Source organism: Alkalibacillus filiformis (assembly GCF_030814115.1).
GTDB classification, from domain to species: Bacteria; Bacillota; Bacilli; order Bacillales; family Alkalibacillaceae; genus Alkalibacillus; species Alkalibacillus filiformis.
Genome location: NZ_JAUSUP010000009.1, coordinates 1 through 20,087 on the forward strand (window position 1 = coordinate 1; position 20,087 = coordinate 20,087).

Consider the following 20,087-nt stretch of genomic DNA (forward strand, 5'->3'; position numbering starts at 1 on the left):
AGGATTCCATATGAAAGCATCTTCTTTCATATGGATTAAAAGTTTGCCTTATGAGAGCAAAAACATGTCCAATATATTGACAGAACGTCACTATGCGCCTCTCGCGACATTCTATGAGCTTCTTGAATAATTCTATGCGCCTCTCGCAAAAATTCCCATTAAAAAACCCCGCCGACTAAAATCGGCGGGATTCATTTTATACTGTTGGTGTTTTAATTTCTTTAACATCCTCTAAATACTCTTCATAACTCAATTCACGATCAATGACACCTTCGTCTGTAAGTTCAATAATACGATTTGCGATCGTTTGGATGAACTGGTGGTCATGTGACGTAAAGATCATGGAGCCTTTAAAGTTAATTAAACCTTCGTTTAATGACTGAATTGACTCTAGGTCTAAGTGGTTAGTTGGATCGTCTAACAATAGTACGTTTGCTTCGCTTAACATCATACGTGATAGCATACAACGTACTTTTTCACCACCTGATAAGACGCTTGCTTTCTTGAATACTTCATCGCCTGAGAATAACATACGACCTAAGAAGCCACGTAAGAAAGTTTCGCTTTCATCTTCTGGTGAGTATTGACGTAACCAGTCAATTAAGTTTTTATCATTGCCTTCAAAGAACTCAGTGTTATCTTTCGGGAAGTAAGATTGAGATGTTGTAACACCCCACTTGAACGATCCTTCGTCTGGTTCCATTTCACCCATTAAAATTTGAATTAATGTCGTTTTAGCAACATCATCACCAAGTAAAACAACTTTATCATCTTTGTTCATTCTAAATGTTACGTTGTTTAATACTTTTTTACCGTCAATTGTCTTCGATAAGCCTTCTACTTCTAGTAAGTCGTTACCAATTTCACGATCTGGTGAAAATGCAATATAAGGATATTTTCTTGATGATGGTTTAATATCATCGATTGTGATTTTATCTAAAAGTTTTTTACGAGAAGTTGCCTGACGTGATTTAGACGCGTTGGCGCTGAACCTCGCGATAAATTCCTTAAGCTCGTTAACCTTCTCTTCTTTTTTCTTATTTTGCTCATGTGCCATTTTTTGTGCTAGTTGACTTGATTCATACCAGAAGTCATAGTTACCAACATAAAGTGTAATCTTCTCGAAGTCTAAATCGGCAATGTGCGTACACACATTGTTTAAGAAGTTACGGTCGTGTGATACGACGATGACTGTATTTTCAAAGTTAATTAAAAACTCTTCTAACCAACGGATCGCTTGAATGTCTAATCCGTTTGTCGGCTCGTCTAATAGTAGAACGTCTGGATTACCAAATAACGCTTGAGCTAATAAAGTTTTTACCTTTTCTGATTCAGGTAAGTCTTTCATCTGTTTGTTGTGAAGTGAATCATCAACACCTAAACCTGTTAATAGTGATGCTGCATCGCCTTCTGCTTCCCAACCGTTTAGCTCAGCAAATTCACCTTCAAGTTCTGCAGCACGCATACCGTCTTCTTCAGTAAATTCACCTTTAGCGTAAATGGCATCCTTCTCTTTCATGACTTCATACAGGCGCTCATGTCCCATCATAACAACTTGTAGCACTTCTTCTTCTTCATAAGCGAAGTGATCCTGCTTTAACATCGCAAGTCGCTCATCCTTACCTACTGAAACGTTACCTTCTTGGGGTTCAATTTCACCAGAAAGGATCTTTAAGAACGTTGACTTACCAGCACCGTTAGCACCGATTAAGCCGTAACAATTACCTTTAGTAAATTTTATTGAAACATCTTCAAACAGCTTACGATCTGAAAAGCGTAAGCCGACACCTGTCGCTTGTAACATATTATAAATCCTCCAGAAAATAAAAATTAGCCTTTATCATTATAGCATTTATATAGAGGTTTTGACGAATTTTAACTAAACATGCGAAAACCTCCACTTCACCGTTACCATCATTTACTAATTCTAACACTTTAGCCAAGCACTTATACAACAAATGACAATATATTAAGTATAGGTGAATAACATGCGAGTATACTTAGCATTAATTAGTTTGAGCATTATTTGGGGTCTAACCTTCATTTTCATCAAAATAACCGTCGAAGATACTGGCGTTTGGGGGATGGTGTTTTTAAGATGTTTTATAGGTGCACTTTTTCTTTTGCCCATATTCCTAGTTAAAATTAAACAAAGAGCAACACCAATTCCTTACAAACATCTCATTATTCTCGGAACTATAAACGCTGGCATTCCATGGGGCTTTCTTGCTTGGAGTGAGACTGTAATTATGAGCAATACAACGTCTGTCATAAATGCGTTGACCCCTTTATTTACGGTTTTAATTGGCTACTTGTTTTTTGAAAAGCAACTAATTAAAAGACAATGGATCGGTATTTTAATTGGTTTTTTTGGAATAGTCGTGTTAACCGAGTTTCAAATTCATCAGCTTTTTGGAAGTAACTTTATAGGAATTGGGACGATGGTTGTAGCGACAATCTTTTATGGATTCGGCTCACAATACTTTAAAAAACATTTGCAACACGACGATTTAATCATTACCATTACGATTTCACTTTTCGTAGCATCACTCGTAGGATTAATAATCGCGGTGCCAGTTGAAGGTTTACCAAATATAGCGGCGTTTGACCTTCAAACAATGATTATTGTGTTAGGGCTTGGTGCTATTGGCTCTGGTGTAGCACACTTTTTGTTATACTATATGATTCTTAACGGGACACCTGAATTTGCTGCAACAGTAGCGTATATTATCCCGATTACAGCAATTATTGCGAGTTACTTTATTTTAAGTGAACCAATTACAGCTAATTTAATCGCGGGCATGGTGTTTATTTTTATAGGAATTTATATAACAGGTCAATATCAAAAAAGACATTAAGGTGCTTTCATGCGCCTTTATTTTTTTGCCTTTTTATCCCTCTTATAGAAACTGTTTATTTGCAAAGTCTAAGCAGTGAACACAACGGATCTTCTATGAGGTGGAAGTAATGGAAAGTAAAGTCACAAAAACAAATGATATTTCAATTTGGTGTATCATTACAATCGCATCGATTCCTCTTATCATGACATTAGGGAATTCGATGCTTATTCCAGTGTTGCCTGTTTTTGAAGAAGAGGTCGGCATTTCACCGTTTCAGTCGAGTTTAATTATAACGGTTTACTCGGTTGCTGCTATACTAATTATCCCTATTGCAGGCTATTTATCCGATCGTTACGGCCGAAAAATGATTATGATTCCAGGTTTAATTTTCACTTTCATTGGAGGGTTAATCGCTGGAATTGCATCACTAGTTGTTGATAATCCGTTTGTGTGGATTTTAGTCGGTCGAGTATTTCAAGGCATTGGAGCTGCTGGTGCTCTTCCAATCATACTCCCCTTAGTTGGTGATTTATATAAAAACGACGATGAAAAAGCAAGTAGCTGCTTAGGGCTTGTCGAAACCTCTAACACATTTGGTAAAGTGTTAAGTCCTATTATTGGTGCTTTTTTTGCTGCGATGTTGTGGTATTTACCGTTCTTTTCAATTTCCGCCTTTAGTTTAATTTCCTTAATAGCCGTGATCTTCTTCATTAAAGTTCCAAAGGACAAAGAAGAACCGCTAAAGTTTAAAGAGTTTTTAACAGAAACAAAAAAGATTTTCCAAGTCGAAGGTAAATGGTTGTATACTGTCTTTCTACTCGGGGCTTACACGATGCTTTTACTATTCGGGATTCTTTTTTACTTATCTGACATACTTGAAAAACAATACGGGGTTGATGGCGTACCTAAAGGTGTCGTCTTAGCTTACCCATTAGTCGTACTTTGTCTAACATCCTTTATTACTGGGCGTAAAATTAAAGGTGACTTAAAAACGATGAAGGTCATTATTATGAGTGCTGTCGCTTTACTAGCTGTTAGTATTACAACAGTTGGTTTTTCAACTGATTCTGTTACCTTATTACTCATTTCAACGAGCCTTAACGGTTTAGCAATTGGAGCACTACTTCCGACATTAGATGCAATGATTACAGAAAGTATTAATAAAGAAACACGTGGGACGATTACTTCGTTTTATAGTTCTGCGCGTTTTATCGGGGTAGCTGCTGGACCGCCAATCGTCTCATTACTGATGCCAATCGATATAAACGTTGGCTATATTATGGCTGGTGTTCTCGGTGCACTACTATTCATCCTATCATGGAAGTGGATTAACCCTGATCAAACATAAAAATCTCCGGTTTAACTCCGGAGATTTTATTTTTTAGGACTAGCTCCCTACCTCTTACCATATATTAGATTGAATGATGTTATAGGGAGAGTTCTACTATGAGTTTAGACAAGCTACTGTTAGCGATTATTATGATTCGCGTCTTTTCCGGCACACTTGAAATAACAGCTGCCTATTTAATGTACCGTTTCAATGACCTATATAAAGCCTTTGTCATTAATAGCTTATTAGCCTTCGTTGGACCTGGCGTTTTATTGTTAACCACTTTTATCGGTTTGTATGGGCTTGCAGGAAAAATCTCCTTACTTAAAGCTATATTACTCGTAGCAGGTATTTTGCTTATTATTATTAGCTTACGAATTAAATAACGCTATTTGGGTCGATCTTGCTTTTCAACTGGATCAAGCTCTTCAGACGCTTCTGTTTGTAAGTTCATTGAAGGACGTGCACTACTACCTTTTTCTTCATACTCAGCTCTTTTAAGAGTCCTTTGCATATAAAAGTGATAATAAGCTTCAAACACAGTTAAACCGACTGCTGAAAAAAACGATGCAGCAACAATGTTTGTCACTGGTGCGAATAGATCAAGTAATGCATAAACAACAACTAATGCTAATGCAAAATCTCCTAAAGTCGCTACTGTATGATTGTAACGCTGGTTTAATCGTCGGAAAATTAGCATATCACCCGCATAAGCAAGTGCTCCTAATATTAAAGTAAACATGATAATATTACCGATTCCAACTCCATACCATAAACCTAAAATAACGAATAACCAAGCGAACGTAACAGCGAGCTTAATTGCGATTAATTTAACATGACTCATAACTTTCACCTCCTGAAAGTAGACCATTTCATATATATTTTGGGTTAGAATACAATCGTTATGCGTATTTTAAAACACAAAAAAACTTCCAGCTATTTAAGCTGGAAGTTTAATTTTACGCAATTGTTGATGCGACTTTATCATTTTGACGTGTTTCTTCACACTCAACATGCTTCTTTATAAAGTTAATGCAAACCTCATTAAAAGCTTTAGCTTGATCAATATTGCATACATGACCACACTCTTGAATCACTTCTACCTGAGCATAAGAATCACGCTCTGCAGCATAATGAGCCCCATCTATAAAGACGTGATCTTCATCTCCCATAAGAAAGAGCTTCGGTACTTTATTTTTCATTTCAGTAAATGTTTCATGAATGTTGTTTGACGTAATGAGCAGTTCCGCCCACTTAATAAACTCCGACTGTCCTAACTTCGATGCTTCTCGCACGAACATGTTTCGCGACTTTTTGTGGTTTTTCTTCGGCATTAAAATACCCGCAAATAACTTGTATAGAAACATGTACGGAACAATCGAACGAACGAGGTAAGCAATTTTGAACAAAAGGTCAGTCCAAAACTTCCACTTAATAACAGCTCCACCCATCGTCATCGATGCAATTCGTTCTGGTGTACGACGACAAATCTCTGTCATGACCATCGTCCCTAAAGAAATTCCGACTAAATGCGCTTTCCTAATATTTAAATGATCTAGTACTTCCATCACTTTATTAGCGATGTTTTTACAAGTGTACTTTACATTTAAAGGTTCACTTTCCCCATGTCCTGGAAAGTTTATAAATACACAGTTAAAGTATTTTTTAAACTGTTTTGCTTGTTTATAAAATAAAGTATGGTTTCCTCCAGCACCGTGCAAGAATACAACCCATTCCTTGCTCGTCTCATGCTGATACATCTTATAATCTAATAACATGAATCTCCACCCCAACAACCAAAGCTTTATGGAATTCAAACGACTGCCCGTGTGGCAAGCCTTTCCATTTCAATTCTTAATAAAAATATCCTTAAGAAAATGTAACACATTTGGCCTTCCCTGTCACCTTTTGGAGCATGTCGATTGTGTGACATTGAGGGTGGGGATGAAGCTACTTTATATGAAGAAAGAACTGTGAATAATTGTAAGAAGGATTATCGGTTGTCAGCCCACTTCATAGCTAAACGCTCTATTTCCTGTACCTTCTCCTCCTTGCCATGAACATAAGCTTTAGGGTCATAAGGATGGAGACGTGACAATCGCTCTTTCAATTCTCCATACTGCTCACTCACTTGTGGACTGTGTCTTAAATAGTCACGAAAAGCAAGGTGTCTCTTAATATGAGGGCTACCCGTTTGAAAAATATGAAGATGATGCGAGCGGTTGTCACCACCTTTTTGAAAATAACGCCGACCTTCTATCCCATTTTCACCTTTAGGCATAAATCCAATGCTTATAAGCTGTTCATTATATTGATCAACCGCTTCTATTGCCTTAACGACCATTAAAATATCAATAATTGGCTTAGCTTTTAAGACTAGAACAGAAGTGCTACCAATATGGTGAATGTCTATGTACTCATCACTTAAAAGCGACTTTAGTTTTGTAGACTCTTTTTCATACATTTCTGGCCACCTGTCTTGGTATGGTACGACTTCAATTTTCCTCATGGGTACACCTCATAGTATTTTCTAAAAACCAGTAACAAACACCCCAAATAATAAACCAATTGCCATTAAAATTAAGACAGCTTTACCAAAGTTGTTTATATTAGGATTAAAAGTACCAAAAGCCATCACTAAAAGCGCAATCAAATTAATAAATGGAATTGCTGTTAAAATTAATATAAAGATCCATGTCATAATAGAAACTTCGTCATGGTGATTAGTTAGTGCTTGCTCTTGATGTTGTGATTGCTCTTGTTTATGTTGTTCCATGTAATTGTAGTCCACATGATCCCCCTACCTTTCTAAAAGTTCTTTAACCATTGGTCCACATAAGAATTAACAATTTGTTCTTGATCCCAGTTGTCATTAAAATGTGGCACAATAAACTGCTGATAAATCGTTAAATAATATAAAGGCGCAACCTTTTTTACTAGCATGAATTCCTTCTTTAAATCATCAATACAACCGAATCTAGTCCAATTACCCAAATACTCCTCTAACAAATCATGTGCTACATCTTCAGAGAAAACTTCCATAATTTCATCAAAAATAACTGTCATACTAAAAAAAGGATGCGAAATGGCACAATCTGACCAGTCATAGATGATTGTTTTTCCATCTTGAACTATTATATTTCCACCGAAAAAATCACCGTGATCTAGAGCTGGTGGAACTTGAGTAGATGTTAATTGCTGACATAGTTTATTAGCTTCTAGAAGCGTCTTGCTTAACTTTCCATATGTATTTTCTGAAATAACTTGAGAAGCTTGTAAGTCCTTTAAAGACCTTTCCAAGTATTGTTGTAACGTACTAGAAATCTAATATGAAGGACACCCTAAATTTTTCAACTCATTCAATTGATGAATTGAATGTTTCTGGATCATTGCTAAATTGGTTAAGGCATTCATCCAATAACTTTTTTCCTTCATATATCCTAACAGTTCCCCATTAACTTCTTGCATAATATATTCATTACAATTATGGTCAACTGATACAACTGGTGGAACAACCTCACCGTGATGGTGATATAGGTATTGAGCGATCAGAGGTTCATGTCCAAAAACTTGCGGCACCGTTTTTATATAATAGGCGTTCCTGTCTGTCGACACTTTATGTAATGCCGACTTTTCCCAACTTCTAACTTGCTCAAAATTCACATGGTCAGTTGTAGTGCCGGTAAATGATAAAACCCGTTTTTTAAAAGATTTTCGCCACCCCAACTTGAACCAACTTGGATAAACTGTATTTTTAAAACTTACCCGACTTAGGAGTTTTAAATCTTCATGGTCTAAGTTTTGTTTAACATCATCAAAACGTTTAAGCCACTTATGTTTTCTACCTTTTAAAACCTCAACCTCGTAGACACGATATTGATCATAAACAAAAGCACATCTTAAAACTTGTGTCTCTAAATTGTACGTTTGTCGGAAATAATCATTAATATGTTCAGTTATAGCAATATGCTTTGGTTGAAAATATGTATGTGGAAGTGTCCATTCCTTCTGTTCATTGATCAACAAAGAGTCTGCACCATGGGAATAAACGAGAAACTTATGGAGTGTAGCATTTTTCATAAATTAAACCCTTTCAAAACTTAAAACGAGTTAGTCTAAAAGTGATTATGTTATCATTAGACTATGGTAAGTTATGGAATTATAGTTTTATTATACATTGGGGGAATGCTTCATGGAACAACGTGTAGCAAATATTTTCGAAAAATTTGCAAAAGAAGAATGTGAAGGCTATTGCGAACTTTACGAACACCTTTCCTTAAAGATCGCTGAAGATGAAGAAGTCCTACAACTAGCCGCACACGCAAGAGAAGGACAACCCATTCCGAATTTGTTATTCGGTGCAGTCCATGCCCTGTTATTAAAAGGTAAAGAACATGAATTAAAGGACTTCTATCCAAGTATTGTTTCAGAAGCTAAAAATGTAGAAGGCTCTTATCCGTATTTCAAAGACTTTTGCGAGAATTATCGTGATGAAATTATAGAAATCTTACAAACGAAATTAGTCCAAACAAATGAAGTAAGACGATGTACATATCTTTATCCCACTTTCAGTTACATATATGACATCGCGAAAAAACCGTTAGCCTTAATTGAAATTGGGACTAGCTCAGGTCTTCAGCTACTATGGGATCAGTACAATTATTCTTATGGTTCAGCGCAAGTTTACGGTAACCAACTTTCAAATGTACATCTAACTGCTGAGATCAAAGGTAATCATGAGCCCTTCCTTCCAGTAGAAGCTCCACCAGTTGCAAAACGAATCGGCATAGACCTTAATGTGTTGGACTTAAATGATGAAGAAGATGAATTCTGGTTAAATGCGCTAATTTGGCCAAATCTTCATGAACGAAGAGAAACGCTTCAACAAGCTGCTGAAATCGTAAAACAACACCCTCTCACTTTAATTGAAGGTGATGGTGTGGCATTGCTTTCAGATATAGTAAGCGACATTCCAGAAGACTATGCAGTTTGTGTTTTTCATACACACGTTGCCAATCAAATGCCGCAACAGACTAAAGAGGATTTGCTTGAAGAAATTAAGAAGGTTGGCTCAAATAGAGATATTTTTCACGTTTACAACAACATTCAAGACCGCGATTTACACTTAGATTATTACCTAAACGGCCAAGAAGCTCTAAACACCATTGCCACAACAGCGGGGCATGGGAAATGGTTTACGTGGGAAATTCCAAAAGAAAAAGCATAAGCCGAGGTGGCTTATGCTTTTTAACCTAAATCCTCTAGCTCTAAATCCGTAAGCGTCCCTTGATGAAAATAAAATTGCCACCTGCCATCGATATATTTCCAGATCGAGCTGCGTAAAGTTTTCCTTTCACGCGTGTGATCAATAAGATAGTAAGTCGACAGGACGACATCAGATGCTAGATGTCGGATCTCATAATTGTGAAGGGTCATTTCTGTTAGTACTACACCATCTTCTAGACATTCCTTTTTGCCATACATCTTCCCCGAACTACTTATTTCTAAAAAATCATCAGCTAATATATGATCAAGCTCTTCATTGCTTTGGCGAACTTCTAAATTAATATGGCTTTCCTCTAATTGTTGTAAATGGGCCTTTAAATTAAAACTCATCATAACCTCCTCAGCTCCAACTATTTCATACAATGTTATTTATCAATAACTTTAACTAACTTTTTTCTCTTGATCATTTTCCTCTTGATAACTAGCCATCTTCTGATAAATATATGAAATTCCTAACAACGCCAAACCAAAACTAAAGTAAGCTAATATTTTGTTACCTTCTGTTAAAAATGCAAGATCAAAAAATACTAACTTTCCAGTAGTCAATAAGGTTAACCCAAGTCCGAGACGCCTTAAATAAACGAACTTATTTTTAAATCCGTAAACAATGTAACTAATTGCAACGATCAAATAAATTGAACTAACAACAAAACCAACATCACCTAATTGAAATTGTACATGTAAAAACGCAGTTAAAACGGATATAAAATAAACCGCTATAATAGTTGGATAAAGTTCCACATTTTTATGTTGACCACGAATATAAGCCATTAAAAGGTCCCGTCCAGTAGCGTAAATTAAGACATTGAATCCAACCAGTATGCCCAATGTTACATAGTCAATAACTGTATCCTGCTCACCACCCAAAATAGGCATCGTGGCTGTAACAAATAAACCTACTAGAATTCCAATGAAGTATAAAACTAAACAGAAATACTTAACGATCCGATCATAAAGTATAGTGATTTTCTTTAGAACATACCCTAATGCAACTGACAAGAACGAGAATATTAATAACTGATAAAGTATAAAATGTTCAAAACTAGTGTCAACCATTTGACCAAACCAATAAGCCGCTTCAGTTACGATGTAAACCCAAACGTTTACAAGCGTGAAATATTTCAACCCTTGTATAAATTGTGGAAATCCATTAAATAAATGTGTACGATTTGTCTTCGTTTGGTCATAAACATAGTAAAACATCACTAGAACTAAACCAGTTATAACAGCAAAATACTTAAAGTGAAAATAGTCAGGTGTCATGTCTGGCATTCCACCTGTGTATTTTAAAGCTTCAACTGCAAATGTAACAAGCGTTAAGCCAAAAATAACCCAACCAGCCTTTTCAAGTAGTGCCAACTTATGACGATTCGCATATAGCATGATTACAACACTTTCGATCAACCACCCAAGTGCAAGCCACTCGACTCCAAATTGAAAAGGTACTACTAAAACTAAAAACGTAATTGACGTACCATAAAATAAAACCATCATTTCTTTTTGCTCATTCATTTTTTGATCAACGAATCGTCCTAGACCGAAATAGATTAGACAGAAAGCTACAGCTAATAAACCTCTAAAGTCTTCCCAACCTAATGCGTTAAATAGTTGGTATATTACTGTGCAACTTATTGCTGTGTTAATGGCTAAAATTGACACGTCCAACCACTTAAATGAAACTTTCTTCGCCAACGGATAACCTAGTGTTAACAATAAGTATAGAAGGAAAATGGAAGTCGTATATAACAAGCTGCCACCGTAAGTTGGTGACAAATAGATTAAAATAAAGAAAGACGGAAGATTTAACAAATAGCTAATATAATGAACAATATTCCATTGTTTTTGAAAAGATATCCATAATATAGATAAGTTTAGGATAAGTATGTAAACCATTGCGGCATAGACAGACATGCCCTCAAGCCCAAATGAAATCAAGTATGAGTAAAATGGAATATATCCTCCAACTAAACCAAACGTACATACTGTTTTGGATTGATAATGTAATGACAACGCTATAGCTGTGAAAGTCACTAACACCGATAATAATAGGGCTGTTATAAGTCCAATAATTTCTAATAAGAAGTAGCTAAAAAAGATGGAACCGTATAGTACAGCTACTCCACCACCTATTAAACCAAGTGAAAAGACCCGCTTATCCTTTCGATATAACCATTCACCGCCGAACAACATGATGAATCCAAGAAGTGAAAACAAACCTCCTTTAGCATAATCGTTGAACCATGTTGAATATGAATATCTAAATGCAGCCGCTACACCAAACAGAATGAGTAAGATCCCAATCTTGTTAATCCAACCTAAACCGATTTTCATTTCGACTTGGTTTTGCTTAGCCCGTTTCTGAATGACATCTTCTGTTAATTCTTCATCAGCTAACTGGTTATATTCCTTAGAATAAGAGTTTAATAATTCCTTCTCTTGTTTGGCAAGAAGTTGTCTTTCTTCATGAATCATCTCATCCAGCTCAGCTTCTAAGCTGTTTAACTTACTTAAAATTTGATGTTTATTTTCTTCGACTGACTGATCAGCCTTATGTTTAAGCTTCTCAATCTCTCTTCTCGAATTCTCTTCTAAACTAGTTAGTCGGTTATGTGTATTGTCTGTATTGAAGCTGAAATAAGTGTCTAGTTTCTCTTTTGACACTTTAAGAAGGTTCGTTTTTTCATCTAACATTTGTTCTTGAAGTGCATATCGTAATTTTTGGTTCTCCTTCTCGATTTGCTCAAATTGCTCATTAAGTTTATGTAATTTCTCTTGGTACTCCTCATTTTTCTTTCGGAACATCTCATTTTCCTGATGAACATCACTTGATTCATATTCTTTAACGACATCATTAAACTGTTCTGTTAATTTTACCTGTTCGTCTTTTATTTTGTTTAATTGGTTTTTTATTTGGTCCATTGAACCACCCACCCCCTTGAAATTAATATTAACACTGAATTAAGGTAGCTATGTGTGCAACACATCCTCCCAGTCACTACACTATTTCGACAAAAAGAGCGTCAATACCTTTTTTGTATGACACCAACCTCTAAAACAAATAGAACAATAAAAGTTGTAATATAAAAACAACCCACAAAATGCTGTATCAACACTTTATGGGTTCTAGGCTTTCAGTTCACAGTATTCACTTTTTAAATTGATCTTTTTGCTTTCGCTCAGCTTCTGCTTTTTTCGATTTTGTATAATGCAGTATATAAAAGGTACCTATAATTAATGCAAGAAAAGCGATTAGAAACAATAATTCATCCAAATGTATAACCTACCTTTCATCGTGTAAACTCATGTAGAGTTAGTGTTTGTAGAAAGATAAAGTATAAATCTAAAAACTGTAGAAATTTTTATACATTTGTCTGTTTATTTTTCGGTCTTAGAAATATTGAGTAATCAAGTAATGCAGATATGTCGATTAAAAACATAATTGTTAACTAATAACGAATTAACAATTAATCAGACGCAATTTCTAGATCTTCACCTTTCAACTGGGTAGCTTCATACAATAATCCATCGTCGTAGCTTTTAATATCAAAATATCCATTATAATAGTCCCAAACGTCTGGTTGGTTTGAATACTCAATGATACTTTCAAAGATATCATCCATTAATAAAGCCGCTTCATCTTCTGTTATTTGTTCTTCAACCATTAACCTAATTTTGATATTTTCCTCACCATCAAACGAAGCTGCAACTACTTCTACACTTTCAAAGCTCTCTCTCCATTCATCAAGTGTCTTACTCACATCGATATCAGGCTGTTGACTGCAACCAACAAATACTATCATTAATACAAAACTAATAGGTAACATAACTTTTCGGTTCATATTTACCCTCCTCATTTTCACTTAGCGCACCGAAATCAGCTGTATGATCTTGTCTAATTTAACTAAACCACTGCTCATTTTATCCTCTTTCACCATACCACAAATAAGAAAAAAATGGAATTTGAGTATTGTATTATTTTTATTAGAATGTAATACTAATAATAACTAAATAATTGAAATACAAGGCAATGATGAGAAGAGTAAATTAGTTCATTCTTTCACAGAGAGCTTCAGTCGCTGAAAAGAAGCATTGAATAACTGATTGAATATGGTCTCTGAGCTGCATGGCCGAACTCAATAGTAGTAAGGTTATGACGAGATTTGGCACTCGTTATAAATGTCAGAGTATAAGAACATTTCTTTGTTCCGTACTTATTGAGGCTAATCATGTGAGTGGTTAGTGAATTAAGGTGGTAACACGAGTATAAAACCTCGTCCTTAGACAATTAGTTTTGTCTAAGGACGAGGTTTTTTATTTATATTTTAAAGGAGGAAAAGCGAATGAATGTATTCATAGGAGGCGCTTGGCCATATGCAAATGGATCATTACACCTTGGTCATATTTCTAGCTTAATTCCAGGAGATATTTTAGCTCGTTATTATAGAATGAAAGGAGATAACGTGCTTTTCGTTTCGGGAAGTGATTGTAACGGAACTCCAATTACAATTAGAGCGAAACAAGAAGGAGCAACACCTAAAGAGATTGCAGATCACTATCATAATGAATTTCTTGATTGCTTTAAAAAACTTGGATTCACATATGATTACTATACCCGTACAGATTCAAAACATCATCATCAAATCGTACAAGAAATCTTTTTAAACCTTTTAGATCACAAAAAAGTTTATAAAAAGGAAGTTGAGCAAGCATACTGTAATACTTGTGAACAGTTTTTACCCGACCGATTTGTTGAGGGGATTTGCCCTAACTGTAGGAAGGAAGCACGTGGTGATCAATGTGATCATTGTTCAAAAATCTTAGAACCATTAGATATTCTAGAGAAGAAATGTAAGACATGTGGTGACTCACCAACAACAAAAAACACGGAACATTTTTATTTTAAGTTAAGTACATTCCAAGCAGAACTACAACAATATGTGAAAAACGCAAAAACAAATAACTTGTGGCGAGAAAATGCAATTCAACTGACTGAGCGGTACTTGAGCGAAGGCTTACATGACCGAGCTGTCTCACGGGATTTACCAATTGGAGTTCCAGTACCTGTAGATGGATATGAGGATAAGAAAATATATGTATGGATTGAAGCTGTTTCGGGTTATTATTCCGCTAGTAAGAAATGGGCATTAGAAAACAATAAAGATAATTCTGGCTTTTGGAACCAAGATACAAAGTCATATTATATACATGGAAAAGATAATATCCCATTTCACTCTGTAATATGGCCATCAATTTTATTGGGCATAGAGAATCAATGCTTGCCTACTCATATCGTTTCAAATGAGTATTTAACCGTTGAAAAGAAAAAGCTATCTACAAGTAAAAACTGGGCAATATGGGTTCAAGATATCCTTGAGAATTATCATCCAGATTCGATTCGTTATTTTTTAACTATAAATGCACCAGAAAATAGAGATTCAGATTTCTCTTGGAGAGAGTTCATTTACAGTCACAACAGTGAATTATTAGGAGCGTACGGAAATTTCGTTCATAGAACTTTTAAATTCATAGAAAAGTCTTTTGACGGTAAGTTACCAGAGGGGAAGATTAATGAGCATATAAAGAATGATATCCAAAATTTTTATCCAAAAATAGGTGAACTTATAGAGAAAACGTATTTTAAAAATGCTTTAGAGGGTATTTTTGAGTTTGTAAGGTATGGAAACAAGTATTTCGATCAACAACAACCCTGGGTTCAAGTAAAAGAAAATGTTGATGAGTGTAAGAAAACATTAGCAACATGTGTATATATTATCGCAAACCTAGCCCAATTACTAAGCCCTTTCCTCCCGTTTTCTAGTAATGTAGTAAAAGAAAAATTAGGAATTACAGAATCCCAGTGGAAGCCAATTGATCAATACACTACATCTATTCGAAATGTTCACCCCCTATTTGAAAGGATTGATCTTAAGCAAATTGACATTGAAGTTGAAAAGTTAAATGAACAATCTTCATAGAATAATGACTGAGAATAACAAAAAAATAAAGCATAAGCTTCCCAAAAGGAAAACTTATGCTTTAAGTCACATACAAATTATTTAATTATATCCATAATATTATGGAGATGGCGGGAATCGAACCCGCGTCCAAAGATATCGCCACTCAAGCTTCTACGAGCGTAGTCAGTATATTGTCATTCGCCAATTCTTCAGCCTACTGACAGGCTTCTGAATGGCTAGTCTGATTATTCTCTTCTAAAGACCTCAGACGGTGGCCTTCAGCGTAGCCCGCTTCATTTGAGACCCTTCGATCTACCACACGGGCGATGGTAGGAAGGATCCTGTAGCACTGCTTACGCAGCTACAGCGAAATCGTTTTGTTTGCCAGTTATATTTAACTGAAATGACGTTTATCGAGTCGTCACCTCGGCTCGCTACTTAAGCTCGACCTATCCCTGTCGAATCCAAAACATCCCCGAGTAAAAGAATGTTTCTTCACCAAAATCATTTGGTAATACATATTATAACATGGCAATAGTACTTTGAAAATGTCATTGTTTGGTATTAATAATCTTTTAATGCGCGTTCAACATCACGCTTCATCGCTTTTTGTTTTAAGTCTTCACGCTTATCATATTTCTTCTTACCGCGACCTATACCAATTAAAAGTTTAGCCACACCATTTTTAATATACATTTTTAGCGGTACTAATGAGTAGCCTTTTTGTTGAGTTTGGCCAATTAATTGGTTGATCTCTTTACGATGAAGCAACAGCTTTCTTGCTCTTGTCGGTTCATGGTTAAACTGATTGCCTTGTGTGTACTCTGAGATGTGCAAGTTATGAACGTAAGCTTCGCCTTTATACACACGTGCGAATGAATCTTTCAAGTTGACACGCCCTGCACGAATGGATTTAATTTCAGTTCCTTTTAATACCATTCCCGCTTCAAACGTCTCTTCTATATGAAAGTCATGTCTTGCTTTTCGATTTGTTGCAATGGCGCCTGGATCTTTTTTTGCCATGGTCTTTCCTCCTCACTGCAAAGGTTATTTTACCAAAAAAGACGGTGCTTTTAAACTGTGATGACTAATTACGACAATATTACCTCAATAAATTCAAAATTTTAGTACAGGATAATAGACAGTCAAACCAATTTTATGGCATTCTATGTAATTAGGGAAACGAAATAAAGGGAGGAACTGCTAAGATGATTGATACCATTCAAATTAGACCTTTAACAATAAATGATGAAGAAAAGATAGCGAATATGCAAACAGGCATTGAAGAAGATTACGTCGTTCGTATATTTGAACGTTTAATTACGAGTGATGAACACGCATTATTTGGCCTATTTTCAGATGACCAACTCGTTTCAGTTGCTGGATATTCTGTCTTTAAAGGACAGTACGGTATGTTAGGACGTCTAAGAAGTGACCAACGTTATTTAGGTAACGGTCTTGCAACAACGATTATTGAATACATCATTGAACAATTAAAACAAGATGACCAAATTAAATGGATTGGTGCTAATACACAATTGCATAACTTCCCAGCTTTACGTGTGTTAGAGAAATTACAACTACCAAGACTTGAGCTACTTCACCCAGCAGTATTAGTCGACCAAAATAAAATGCCAGAACCTACTGGTGACGTGTGGACGAAGCTTGAAACGTTAGAAGAAAAACGTAAATGGATTGATCCGCTTCAACAAGATGATTCAGTCATTTTCCCGTTAGAAGCTTACTATCCATTCCCTACTAGTCCTGAACTTTTTAAAGATGAAGACCTTGAAAAGTGGTCGCTCTTTGAAAACGAAGCTCAAGACCGTTTTGCTATAGTGAAGTTTGATCAAAAACGTGATCAATATGCACATGTCGTGTATTTATGGAATGACTTATTCGAACAACCGGGATTGATGAAGACGTTATATAAAGAGCATGAAGAGTTTAAAAAGCAATATGGTGATGAGACATACATTCGCTTTGACCTTCCAGATGAAACACGTAACAAAATACCAAATGACGATGCATTTAAATTCCAAGACCCATGGATTTTACACGGGTATTGGAAATAAAACGATTAAACCAGGACTTCTACTTTGGAGGTTCTGGTTTTTTACTATGAGACCTCAGTTTTTTAAAGCCATAAGTGTATCAATCACCCATTCATTTTTTTCTAATATAAAATGACTTACGATCATCGAAAGTAGAAAAGTAATGGCTGGCGCTTCTGTTTCAAATATACTTGTCACAATAAAAAAGAGTATAATAGATATTACTATAAGAACGAACAAATATGGCATTCCCTTAGCCATCATATTCACATCCTTTCTTAAATAATATTATTCTTCTTTCAACTTCCTAAAACCATAAAAAGGGCGAAAATTAAGCCCTTCATAAAATGAGCGAGATGACTGGTTGGCCAATAGCTCAAGTCTTGTATCTGGATAAACCGAGTGTATATAGTGAAGCAGTTCTTTTCCCAAACCTAAGCCTCGAAACTTTTGATCAATAAGCATTTCACAGATAAATAAAGTCACCCGTGTATCAGTAAGCCCTCTGACATAACCGATTACTCCTTGACCTTCTAATTCAACTACATAGGCAACATTCGAGTTTTGCCATGCTTCTTTTGTAGCTGAATGGTTCTCGACTAAATTTGTCCACCCTTCTTCTTTATTTAATTGTTGTATTTTACTAATGTCTTTGTCTTCATATGAGCGAATAACTATATCCATATTAAAATTCTTACCTTTCTTTTTCAATTCTTGCCTACGCTATAGTTGAATATAAATATTGTTTGGACATACCGTTTACTATGGAGGTGTTGCCAGTTATGAAAAGACTACTAAAATCAATCCCAATTGTTAATATACTATTTTATAGCTATATAATCCTTTTATTAATGATCAATTTAATATTTTATAGTATGAATATAAACATAGAGCATAGAACATTTGCCTATTACGATGATGCTTCACACAATATAGTCCCTTTTAGTAGCATTTCTAATTACTTTGCTAATTTCACTCACTATAACTTTAACACTTGGTTTTATAATACATTAGGAAACATTATAATGTTTATACCTTTAGGCGTTTTGATTCCTATTGTTTATGACAGATCAAAAAGATTATATCAGGTAGTTCTTTTATCTTTTCTAATCAGTCTAATAATTGAAGGTATGCAATTTGTAACTGGGTTAGGTGTTTTTGATATTGATGATATTATTTTAAATACTATCGGAGGGGTTATAGGATTTACAATTTTTAAGTTTGTACGAATTCATTAAAAAAGTGATATAGAAAACATGTTAAAATCAGAATATAAACAATTTCACACTCGGTTCTGTGCCAATTAAGTGAGGAGCATACAAAGTGATTTTGAAAAACGTAACGTTTTTAAATAAAAACATGAAGTTTGAAACACGAGACATTGAGATCACTGATGGTGAAATCTCATTTAATATTGATAGTCACACCAATAACAATATGGACTGTGAAGATTACATTGTGATCCCAGGGTTAATAAACGGGCATTTTCATAGCTACTCTTCATTAGCTAAAGGATTAATGAAAGAAATGGCTTTACCAGATTGGTGCAACGACTCTGAGCAAGGAAAGGTTCAACAGGCTTTCTTTGAATACTTAGATGAAGTCATTTCTGAAGAAGATTTTGTACATATAGCTCAAAAAAGTTATTTGGATATGATGAAACACGGAGTAACCTTTGTCAGCGATTCTGATCCAGGAGAAGCACCACATTTATTACATGATGCGATGAATGAGATTGGTATTCGTGCAATGATTGATGTTTATGAGGACATCGGAGATTACGTTCAACAAACAGATAGCAACGTTTCATTTGGCTCTCATCTATTGGAAGAAGAGGATATAACGAATGAAGAGCTACTTAAAGTTAAAGAGTTAAAAGATCAGTATAACCCGATTATGATGACCCATTGTCTAGAAAATGAATGGAGAAGCAATTTAGTTCAGGCTAATTTTGGTAAATCTAGTATTAGCCTTTATGATGAACTTAATTTACTTGATGAAAAAACAGTACTCTTCCATACCGTTTACGCTTCAAATGAGGATTTGGATGTCATATCTCGAAATGAGAGTTCCATCGTTCACTGCCCGTTATCAAACTTAGATACAGGTGCTGGAGTTGCAAAAGTTAATGAGATGCTAGAAAGAAATATTAACGTTTGTTTAGGTACTGACTTTGTTCATACTAACATGTGGGATTTAATGAAATTAACTTATTACTTACTGAAGATTAACCAACCCGTTAATCAATATGCTGCTGAAGATATTTTCAAAATGGCAACAGTGAATGGTGCTAAAGCTTATGGGGTTCATGAAGAGATTGGCCAAATACAAGAAGGGTATAAAGCTGATTTTGTCTTTTTAAAGAAAAGTTCACTAAAACCTTTGATTCATCAGAGGAACTTTTCAACATACCTTCATAATTTACTTTTTAGTGAACAAACCGACTTAGTCCAACACGTCATGATCAACGGTAATTGGGTGGTGAAAGACCGAAAAGTATTAACAGTGAATGAAGAAGAGATCAATGAAAAGTACAGCCAGATCGTGAATGGCTTCCTTAACCATCTTAAACAGTCAACTTTACATAAACAAGAGCATTGAATTGAACCTCAACTCAATG

The 20,087-nt window shown here is 35.3% G+C and carries 21 protein-coding genes, 1 other RNA gene and 1 other annotated feature; of the genes, 8 read left to right on the forward strand and 14 right to left on the reverse strand.

The genetic code is table 11. The features are described 5' to 3' along the window. Positions 1-196: 196 nt before the first annotated feature. On the reverse strand, positions 197-1,804 hold the full coding sequence (locus J2R98_RS11425) for an ABC-F family ATP-binding cassette domain-containing protein (protein WP_307069101.1): 1,608 nt from the start codon (positions 1,802-1,804) through the stop codon (positions 197-199). Between the two features lie 184 nt (positions 1,805-1,988). On the opposite strand from J2R98_RS11425, the gene J2R98_RS11430 reads away from it, so the two are divergent. From J2R98_RS11430 to J2R98_RS11440, 3 genes are all read left to right on the forward strand, one after another. After that, positions 1,989-2,858 (forward strand): DMT family transporter, encoded by an 870-nt coding sequence (locus J2R98_RS11430; protein WP_307069103.1) that lies wholly within the window; start codon positions 1,989-1,991, stop codon positions 2,856-2,858. 109 nt (positions 2,859-2,967) lie between these two features. Beyond that, a complete protein-coding gene (locus J2R98_RS11435) occupies positions 2,968-4,188 on the forward strand; it encodes an MFS transporter (protein ID WP_307069105.1) in 1,221 nt (406 codons plus the stop codon). A gap of 98 nt (positions 4,189-4,286) precedes the next feature. Further along, positions 4,287-4,556 carry a YqhV family protein gene (locus tag J2R98_RS11440; RefSeq protein WP_307069107.1) on the forward strand — a complete coding sequence of 90 codons (270 nt, stop codon included), beginning with the start codon at positions 4,287-4,289 and terminating at the stop codon, positions 4,554-4,556. 2 nt (positions 4,557-4,558) lie between these two features. Here J2R98_RS11440 and J2R98_RS11445 read toward each other — a convergent pair whose 3' ends face one another. From J2R98_RS11445 to J2R98_RS11470, 6 genes are all read right to left on the reverse strand, one after another. Then, positions 4,559-5,014, reverse strand: a complete 456-nt coding sequence (locus J2R98_RS11445) for a DUF2512 family protein (RefSeq protein WP_307069109.1) — start codon at positions 5,012-5,014, stop codon at positions 4,559-4,561. A gap of 115 nt (positions 5,015-5,129) precedes the next feature. Next, positions 5,130-5,948 carry an alpha/beta fold hydrolase gene (locus J2R98_RS11450; RefSeq protein WP_307069111.1) on the reverse strand — a complete coding sequence of 273 codons (819 nt, stop codon included), beginning with the start codon at positions 5,946-5,948 and terminating at the stop codon, positions 5,130-5,132. Between the two features lie 215 nt (positions 5,949-6,163). Further along, positions 6,164-6,679 carry a GrpB family protein gene (locus J2R98_RS11455; protein ID WP_307069112.1) on the reverse strand — a complete coding sequence of 172 codons (516 nt, stop codon included), beginning with the start codon at positions 6,677-6,679 and terminating at the stop codon, positions 6,164-6,166. Positions 6,680-6,700: 21 nt separating this feature from the next. After that, positions 6,701-6,961 carry a hypothetical protein gene (locus J2R98_RS11460; RefSeq protein WP_307069114.1) on the reverse strand — a complete coding sequence of 87 codons (261 nt, stop codon included), beginning with the start codon at positions 6,959-6,961 and terminating at the stop codon, positions 6,701-6,703. Between the two features lie 17 nt (positions 6,962-6,978). Next, a complete protein-coding gene (locus tag J2R98_RS11465) occupies positions 6,979-7,470 on the reverse strand; it encodes a phosphotransferase (protein WP_307069116.1) in 492 nt (163 codons plus the stop codon). 24 nt (positions 7,471-7,494) lie between these two features. Further along, positions 7,495-8,250, reverse strand: a complete 756-nt coding sequence (locus tag J2R98_RS11470) for a hypothetical protein (RefSeq protein WP_307069118.1) — start codon at positions 8,248-8,250, stop codon at positions 7,495-7,497. Positions 8,251-8,362: 112 nt separating this feature from the next. Here J2R98_RS11470 and J2R98_RS11475 point away from each other — a divergent pair, with 112 nt between their 5' ends. Beyond that, positions 8,363-9,397 carry a DUF2332 domain-containing protein gene (locus J2R98_RS11475; protein WP_307069120.1) on the forward strand — a complete coding sequence of 345 codons (1,035 nt, stop codon included), beginning with the start codon at positions 8,363-8,365 and terminating at the stop codon, positions 9,395-9,397. 20 nt (positions 9,398-9,417) lie between these two features. On the opposite strand, the gene J2R98_RS11480 is transcribed toward J2R98_RS11475, so the two are convergent. From J2R98_RS11480 to J2R98_RS11490, 3 genes are all read right to left on the reverse strand, one after another. Next, positions 9,418-9,786, reverse strand: coding sequence for a nuclear transport factor 2 family protein (locus J2R98_RS11480; protein WP_307069122.1), 369 nt, complete (start codon positions 9,784-9,786; stop codon positions 9,418-9,420). A 51-nt stretch (positions 9,787-9,837) separates the two neighbouring features. Then, on the reverse strand, positions 9,838-12,375 hold the full coding sequence (locus J2R98_RS11485) for a DUF2339 domain-containing protein (RefSeq protein WP_307069124.1): 2,538 nt from the start codon (positions 12,373-12,375) through the stop codon (positions 9,838-9,840). 545 nt (positions 12,376-12,920) lie between these two features. Beyond that, on the reverse strand, positions 12,921-13,295 hold the full coding sequence (locus tag J2R98_RS11490) for an IolE/MocC family protein (RefSeq protein WP_307069126.1): 375 nt from the start codon (positions 13,293-13,295) through the stop codon (positions 12,921-12,923). A 179-nt stretch (positions 13,296-13,474) separates the two neighbouring features. Continuing rightward, positions 13,475-13,738: a binding site (T-box leader), on the forward strand. A 58-nt stretch (positions 13,739-13,796) separates the two neighbouring features. Between J2R98_RS11490 and metG the strand changes: the two genes are divergently transcribed. Further along, positions 13,797-15,431: a methionine--tRNA ligase gene (gene metG, locus J2R98_RS11495; protein WP_307069128.1), complete on the forward strand. Its 1,635-nt coding sequence runs from the start codon at positions 13,797-13,799 to the stop codon at positions 15,429-15,431. A 99-nt stretch (positions 15,432-15,530) separates the two neighbouring features. On the opposite strand, the gene ssrA is transcribed toward metG, so the two are convergent. After that, positions 15,531-15,890: a transfer-messenger RNA gene (gene ssrA / locus J2R98_RS11500) on the reverse strand. An 87-nt stretch (positions 15,891-15,977) separates the two neighbouring features. Beyond that, positions 15,978-16,436 carry an SsrA-binding protein SmpB gene (smpB, locus tag J2R98_RS11505; protein ID WP_146817742.1) on the reverse strand — a complete coding sequence of 153 codons (459 nt, stop codon included), beginning with the start codon at positions 16,434-16,436 and terminating at the stop codon, positions 15,978-15,980. A gap of 185 nt (positions 16,437-16,621) precedes the next feature. Between smpB and J2R98_RS11510 the strand changes: the two genes are divergently transcribed. Further along, entirely contained in the window at positions 16,622-17,488 is an 867-nt protein-coding gene (locus J2R98_RS11510) for a GNAT family N-acetyltransferase (protein WP_307069131.1), read from the forward strand. Between the two features lie 54 nt (positions 17,489-17,542). On the opposite strand, the gene J2R98_RS11515 is transcribed toward J2R98_RS11510, so the two are convergent. Continuing rightward, the gene (locus J2R98_RS11515) at positions 17,543-17,728 is read right to left on the reverse strand and encodes a short-chain dehydrogenase (RefSeq protein ID WP_307069133.1); all 186 of its coding nucleotides are present in this window, start codon (positions 17,726-17,728) and stop codon (positions 17,543-17,545) included. 27 nt (positions 17,729-17,755) lie between these two features. Then, the gene (locus tag J2R98_RS11520) at positions 17,756-18,178 is read right to left on the reverse strand and encodes a GNAT family N-acetyltransferase (protein ID WP_307069135.1); all 423 of its coding nucleotides are present in this window, start codon (positions 18,176-18,178) and stop codon (positions 17,756-17,758) included. 71 nt (positions 18,179-18,249) lie between these two features. On the opposite strand from J2R98_RS11520, the gene J2R98_RS11525 reads away from it, so the two are divergent. Both J2R98_RS11525 and J2R98_RS11530 read left to right on the forward strand, forming a co-directional pair. Beyond that, positions 18,250-18,705, forward strand: coding sequence for a VanZ family protein (locus J2R98_RS11525; protein ID WP_307069137.1), 456 nt, complete (start codon positions 18,250-18,252; stop codon positions 18,703-18,705). 85 nt (positions 18,706-18,790) lie between these two features. Next, positions 18,791-20,068, forward strand: a complete 1,278-nt coding sequence (locus J2R98_RS11530; protein ID WP_307069139.1) for an amidohydrolase family protein — start codon at positions 18,791-18,793, stop codon at positions 20,066-20,068. Positions 20,069-20,087: the final 19 nt, after the last annotated feature.